The following is a 5920-nucleotide window of genomic DNA, read 5'->3' as shown; positions in this document are numbered from 1 at the left end:
CCGTTGGAGTCCCGCTGGTGGAGGTAGTAGCCCTTGTAGTCGTAGTCGGCCAGGACGGTCGAGTCGTCGTCGGTGATGGTGTCCAGGCGGTGGAGGCCGTCGTGGCTGAAGGTGATGTACCGGCTGTTGGGGTAGGTCAGCTTGCTGCGCATGCCGTCGGTGTTGAAGATGCTGGCGACGGCGCCGATCTGGCTGCCATTGAGGTAGTGCGTCTCGGTGACGGTGGTCTCGGCCGTGTCGTCGTCCCAGGCGTAGCCGTAGGTGACCTTGGAGTACTCGTCGCTGACCTTGCCGTTGTTGTCGGTGACCTGGGTCAGCCGGCCGATGCCGTCGTAGGCGGCGGTGACCTTGCCGGTGCCGACCAGGCCCGTGCCGCTGATGCTTTCCTGGGCGATCCACCCGGAGCCGTCGGCGGTGTAGGTGGTGGTCCAGGCCCGCTGGTCGGTGCGGGTGGCGGGGATGCCGTCGCGGCCGAAGGCGTAGGTGATCTCGCCGGTTTCGGGATAGGTGATCTTGGTTACCGCCGAGGCGTCCACGGTGTCGGTGTGCCAGAACTTGGTGACCTGGTCTGCCTCGGCGCCGTTGGCGGCGGTGATGGAGTCGTAGTAGCCCGAGGAGTACTGATCATATAGGTAGGTGGTGGTCCGCTCGATGTGACCACTGCCCTGGTCCTCGACCACCGAGACCACCCGGCCGAGCCTGTCCTGGGTCGTCTGGGTGACGGTGCCCGCCGGATCGGTGAAGTCCATCAACGGGCCGGTGCCGGCGGCGTAGCCGTAGCCGTACTTGCTGACCAGGCATGTGCTGGAGGATGAAGCCGGCTCGGCGCCGGGCGCTTTCACTTCGCCTCCTGGACCTTCCATTCGAGGAGGCCGCCGGAGCGCCCCGGCTGCAACTGGACTTCAATCCGCAGGCCTTCCGCGAGGACCGGCTCGAACGCCAGGCGGTTGAACTGGTCCTTCTTCGTGCCCGGCTCGGCGTCTGTCTTGACGGGTTTCCATTCGCCGCCGTCCTTGTAGAGGAGGCGCCAGGATTTCGGGGCGCGGAACTGGCCCAGGCCGATGTCGTCGAACCAGTACACCTCGATGGCCGAAACGGTCGCCGGCTTGGAAAATTCATACTCAACCCACTCGGCCGTACCCAGGTGGTCCCACCACGTGAATCGCGGGATCGCGCTGTCGCCGCTCCCGCTCGGTTCCACCTGGTCGTTGAGGGCCGCGATCGTGTCGCCGGGATTCGAGTGCGAGGCGCGGGCGCGGCTCCGCGACGCCAGCGTTGGCGCCGAAGCCGGCTTCAGAGCCTTCGATTCGTCGCGCGCGAGCCAGACGGCCATTTCGCACGGACCGCGATGCGCCCAGGCATAATACGGAATGGCCGTCAGTTCGACCGGCGTCCGGCGGATCGACCCGTCCTCGTTCCGCGCGAGCGACTCCGCCCGGCCCGTGACGACCGCCACGCCGCCCAGGAGGTCCTTGCGGAACCGGGCCTCGAGCCTCGCGCCGTCCGGCACAAGGAGAGCGCCCAGGCTCCCGCCGTTGTCGATCCCTTCGGCGCAGTAAACGACGGGCCCCCGCTCGAGGGCGACGCGGCCGGCGTCGTCCTTGACAGCCTCGTGGGCGACGACGCGCCGCACGGGCATCGGAAGCGAAAGGCTTATCACGTCGCCGCTCTTCCACCGGCGCCGAAGGCGCGCGAAACCTTTCTCGACCTCCAGCGCGACGGGCTTGGAATTGACCTGGAGCGCGACGGCCTCGTCGCTCCGGTCGAGAAACGCGTAAAGGTCGCTCGGCACAACTTCGTTCCTCGCCCAGCCGGGGATGCGGACGTTGATGGTAAACTCGGCCTCCGTTTTGGGCTCGACCGTGATGCGGACCTCGCCGTCCCACGGGTAGTTCGTCTCCTGGCGGAGCACGACGGCGCTCGCGCCCAGCGGGACGGTCGCGCTTCCGCCGATGAAGAGGTTCACATAGACGGCGTCGGCGGTGTGCGCGTAGGCGTAGCCCGGCACGGAGGGGATGAATCGCGCCACGTTGGGGGGGCAGCAGGCGCAGCCGAACCATGCCTGGCGCTCGCGGCCGCGGCGGTCGGCGGCCAGCGGGTTCGGATAGAAGAAGCGGTCGCCCGCGAGCGAGATGCCCGAGAGGAACCCGTTGTAGATGACGCGTTCGAGGACGTCGAGGTACTTGGCGTCGCCCTCGAGGAGGAACAGGCGGTGGTTCCAGAGGGCGTTGGCGATGGCGGCGCACGTCTCGTTGTAGGCCGACGCGTTGGGCAGTTCGTAGTCGTCGCCGAACGATTCGCGATGCCCGCGCGCCCCGATGCCCCCTGTGATGTAGAGTTTGCGCCCGACGACGTTTTCCCAGAGGCAGCCGACGGCCCGCCGGTACGCCTCGTCGCCCGTGAGGGCGGCGACGTCGGCCATCGCCGAGTACATGTACCCGGCCCGGACGGCATGGCCGACAGCCTCGCTTTGCTCGACGACCGGCTTGTGGTCCTGGCTGTACGGGCCGTAAAGTTTGTGCCCCTCCGGCCGGCCGCGCTGGTCCAGGAAGAACTTCGCAAGGTCCAGGTAGCGCCGCTCGCCGGTCGCGCGGTAGAGGCGCACGAGGCCGATTTCCACTACCTGGCAGCCCGGCGGGTCGCGGCGCTTGCCGGGGCCGAACACCGAATCGATGTAGTCCGCCAGCCGGATCGCCACATCCAGCAGTTTTCGTTTGCCTGTGGCCTCGTGGTACGCGACGGCCGCCTCTATCAGGTGGCCCGCGCAGTAGAGTTCGTGGTTCGCGGCGATGTTGGTCCAGCGTTTTTCCGGCTGATGTTCTGGCACGGAGTAGAATGTGTAGAGATAGCCATCATCCCATTGGGCGGCGGCGATCTTGCCGACGACGCCGTCCACGTACTTCTCCAGGTCCGCGTCGGGGCGGAGTTTCAGGCAATACGCGGCCCCCTCGATCACCTTGTACACGTCCGAGTCGTTGAAGAAGATGCCCTCGAACTTTCCCTTCTCGAGGCCGGCGGCCTTTGCGAAGTTGCTGATGCGGCCCGTCTCCTCGCATTTCTTGAAAGCGTATGGGACCGTCACCGTGCGGTTCGTCTCGAGCCGCGGGCCCCAGAACCCGTCGGACACGGTGACCGCACTAAACGGGACGGGCTGAAGAGGATAATCCTTCGGCGCTTCCGCCGACCAGGCCGGACCGAGAATCACCAGCACGGCGCAGGCTCCGGCGAGTCGCAAGCAAGCGTTCATGGCTGGCTCCTACTTTTTCTGTTCCTGGATTTCGACGATGCCCACGTCAATGAACTGGCCGCCCCCCGTCTGGCGGCAATGCACCGCGATCGTGTTCTTGCCCGGCTTGAGGGCGGCCTTGCCTTCCGGCGTCAGCGGCGCCTCCACGTACTCCGAGGTGAAGCCCGGGAACTTGCCCGCCAGGACGCCGTTGATGTAGATTTCCGCGTCCTCGTCGTGGTGGACGCGCAGGCTGAGTTTGCTGAAAGGCCCGTCGGGTATCGTGATTTCACGCCGCAGCCAGACGTCGGAAGTTTTCCACTCGGTCCCGACGACGGCGCCCGACGTTGCCGCGGTGCCGAAGCCGCCGGGGCCCTTCTTCCATGCCGCATCGTCGAAGCCGGGCTTGGTCCAGTCGTCGGCGGGCTTGTCGAAGGTGTACCGCCACTCGGCGGCCTTCTCCTCGGAGGTCGGCACGACATTCTTTACGATGGGCGGCGGGGGGATGCGCGAGAAGTCGCCCTGGTTGACGGCCGCCACGCGCTCCAGGTCCGGCTTGATGATGGCGCGGTCGTACGTCAGCAGGCCGTTGCACTCGATCTCGACGTCGGTTGTCTGGGTGTAGACGGCGGCCGAGAGGCCGGCGGTGTCTCTCAACTTGTAGGCCGCCTGGAGGAGCCGCTCGTAACTGGCCGTGAGTTCGTCGCGGTCGGCCATGCCTTTGTAGCCCCAGTGCTCCTTCTTCCAGGTGTGGCCTTCGATGCCGAGGCCGAGGCCGCCGAACTCGCCGAGGACGGCCGCCCGCGCGGGCTCCGGCTTCGGCGACCGCGGGTTCGGGTAACTGTGGATATCGTGCACGTCGCCGCAGTTCTTGTCGGCCCAGCCCGAGGCGCAGTTGACGAGGCGGCTCGGGTCCATGTCCTTGACGAGTTTGCTGTACCGCTCGGTGTCGTGCTGGCCCCAGCCCTCGTTGAAGACGACCCACATGATGATCGAGGGGTGGTTGCGGAAACCCTCGACCAGCGCCTTGAGTTCGCCCTCGAACTGCTTCTTGGCCTCGGGCGTCGCGTTGTTGCCGCTGGGCATGTCCTGCCAGACCATGAGGCCGAGTTTGTCGCACCAGTAGTACCAGCGGTCGGGCTCGATCTTGACGTGCTTGCGGGCCATGTTCATGCCGAGTTTCCGGGTGATCTCGACGTCGTACTTGAAGGCCTCGTCCGTCGGGGCGATGTAGAGGCCGTCCGGCCACCAGCCCTGGTCCAGCGGCCCGACCTGCATGAGAAAAGAGCCGTTGAGCAGCATCCGCGTGACGCCCTTGTCATCCTTGCCGATCTCGATCTTGCGCATGCCGAAGTAACTGGCGACCGCGTCGACGACCTTCCCGTTGGCGCACAGTTGCACCTTGAGGTCGTAGAGATGAGGCGTGTCGGGCGACCAGAGTTTCGCGTCGGGCACGGCCAGGCGGAGTTCGGCGCCGGCCTTGCCCGAAACCTTGCCGACCGCCTTGCCGCCGTCGGTGGCGACGGCCTCGACGGTCAGGGCGTCGCCATCGCCCGCCGCGCTGGCGGTCAGCCGCAGACACTTGCCGTCCACGTCGGGGGTGAGCACCAGCCGGCCGATGTGCGCCTTGGGCACCGGCTCCAGCCAGACGGTCTGCCAAATCCCCGTGACCGCGGTGTACCAGATGCCGTGGGGCTTCAGGACCTGCTTGCCGCGCGGCTGGTAACCCGTGTCCGTCGGGTCCCAGACGCGGACAGCGAGGTCGTTCGCGTCCTTTCGCAACTTGTCGGTCACGTCCAGCGTGAACGGGTCGTAGCCGCCGCGGTGATCGCCGATCTTCTCGCCGTTCAGGTACACCGCGGCTTCCCAGTCGACGGCCCCGAAGTGGAGGAGCAGGCGTTTGCCGCCGTCCAGGTTCGGCGTCACAAACGTGCGATGGTACCAGACGCACTTCTCGGGGCCGACCTCCTTCATCACGCCCGACAGCGCCGACTGGACGGGGAACGGTACGAGGATCTGCCCGTCGTACTTCTCCGGCTGGGGGGCGTCCTTGGCGACGATGGCGTAGTCCCAAAGGCCGTTCAGGTTCTGCCAGTCCTTGCGGACCATCTGGGGGCGCGGATACTCCGGGTGGACCTTGTCGGGCGAGACGTCCTTCGCCCATCGCGTCACGAGAGGTCCTTCCGCCGGTTTCCACTCCGCCGCCGGCGACTGGGCGCCCAGGACGAGCACGGCAAGCGATACGAGAGCGAAACGCATTGTCACCTCTCCTTTTTTCGAAGGTCGCGTCCCGGAAGCGGGTGAAAACCCGTCTGAGGCGGGCAGGTTGGGGGTTCGGCGCGACCTGCCTCCGAAGCCCCATCCGGTGCTACTCTGCGGCGATATCAGACATATCCTGTCAACTTGCTGCGCGGCGGATCGGAGTTTACCCGCCGGGGCGGGCACCCGCCGCCGAATCCGGGCCCGCGGTGGTTGCCCGTTCGGCTGCGCTGCGCTCAGGGTGAACTCCGACCCACCGCGCAAAACTTGTCTGACACCGCTTAGTACTTGCGTGTCTTAATGTCTTCCTTGGCGGTGTCCCGCGTGAAGACGCCTTCCTGGACGACGACGCGCTTCGGAATCGGCTTGCCCGCCACGAGGTCCTCGACGAGGTCAAACAGTTGCGGCCCGAGGAGCGGGTTGCACTCCACCGTG

The 5920-nt window shown here is 66.6% G+C and carries 3 protein-coding genes; all 3 read right to left on the bottom strand.

Annotated elements, in window-relative coordinates; genetic code table 11:
* On the bottom strand, positions 1–842 hold an 842-nt coding region (locus NTX40_00515; protein MCX5647575.1), incomplete at its 3' end, for a hypothetical protein.
* On the bottom strand, positions 839–3247 hold the full coding sequence (locus tag NTX40_00510) for a glycoside hydrolase family 127 protein (GenBank protein MCX5647574.1): 2409 nt from the start codon (positions 3245–3247) through the stop codon (positions 839–841). The genes NTX40_00515 and NTX40_00510, both read right to left, overlap by 4 nt.
* Positions 3248–3256: 9 nt before the next feature.
* On the bottom strand, positions 3257–5485 hold the full coding sequence (locus NTX40_00505) for a glycoside hydrolase family 2 (protein MCX5647573.1): 2229 nt from the start codon (positions 5483–5485) through the stop codon (positions 3257–3259).
* Positions 5486–5920 lie beyond the last annotated feature (435 nt).

It is taken from the genome of Planctomycetota bacterium, from assembly GCA_026387035.1.
GTDB lineage: Bacteria > Planctomycetota > Phycisphaerae > FEN-1346 > FEN-1346 > JAPLMM01.
The sequence above is the reverse complement of the archived record's forward strand: the minus strand, read 5'-3'. Positions and strand labels throughout refer to the sequence as shown.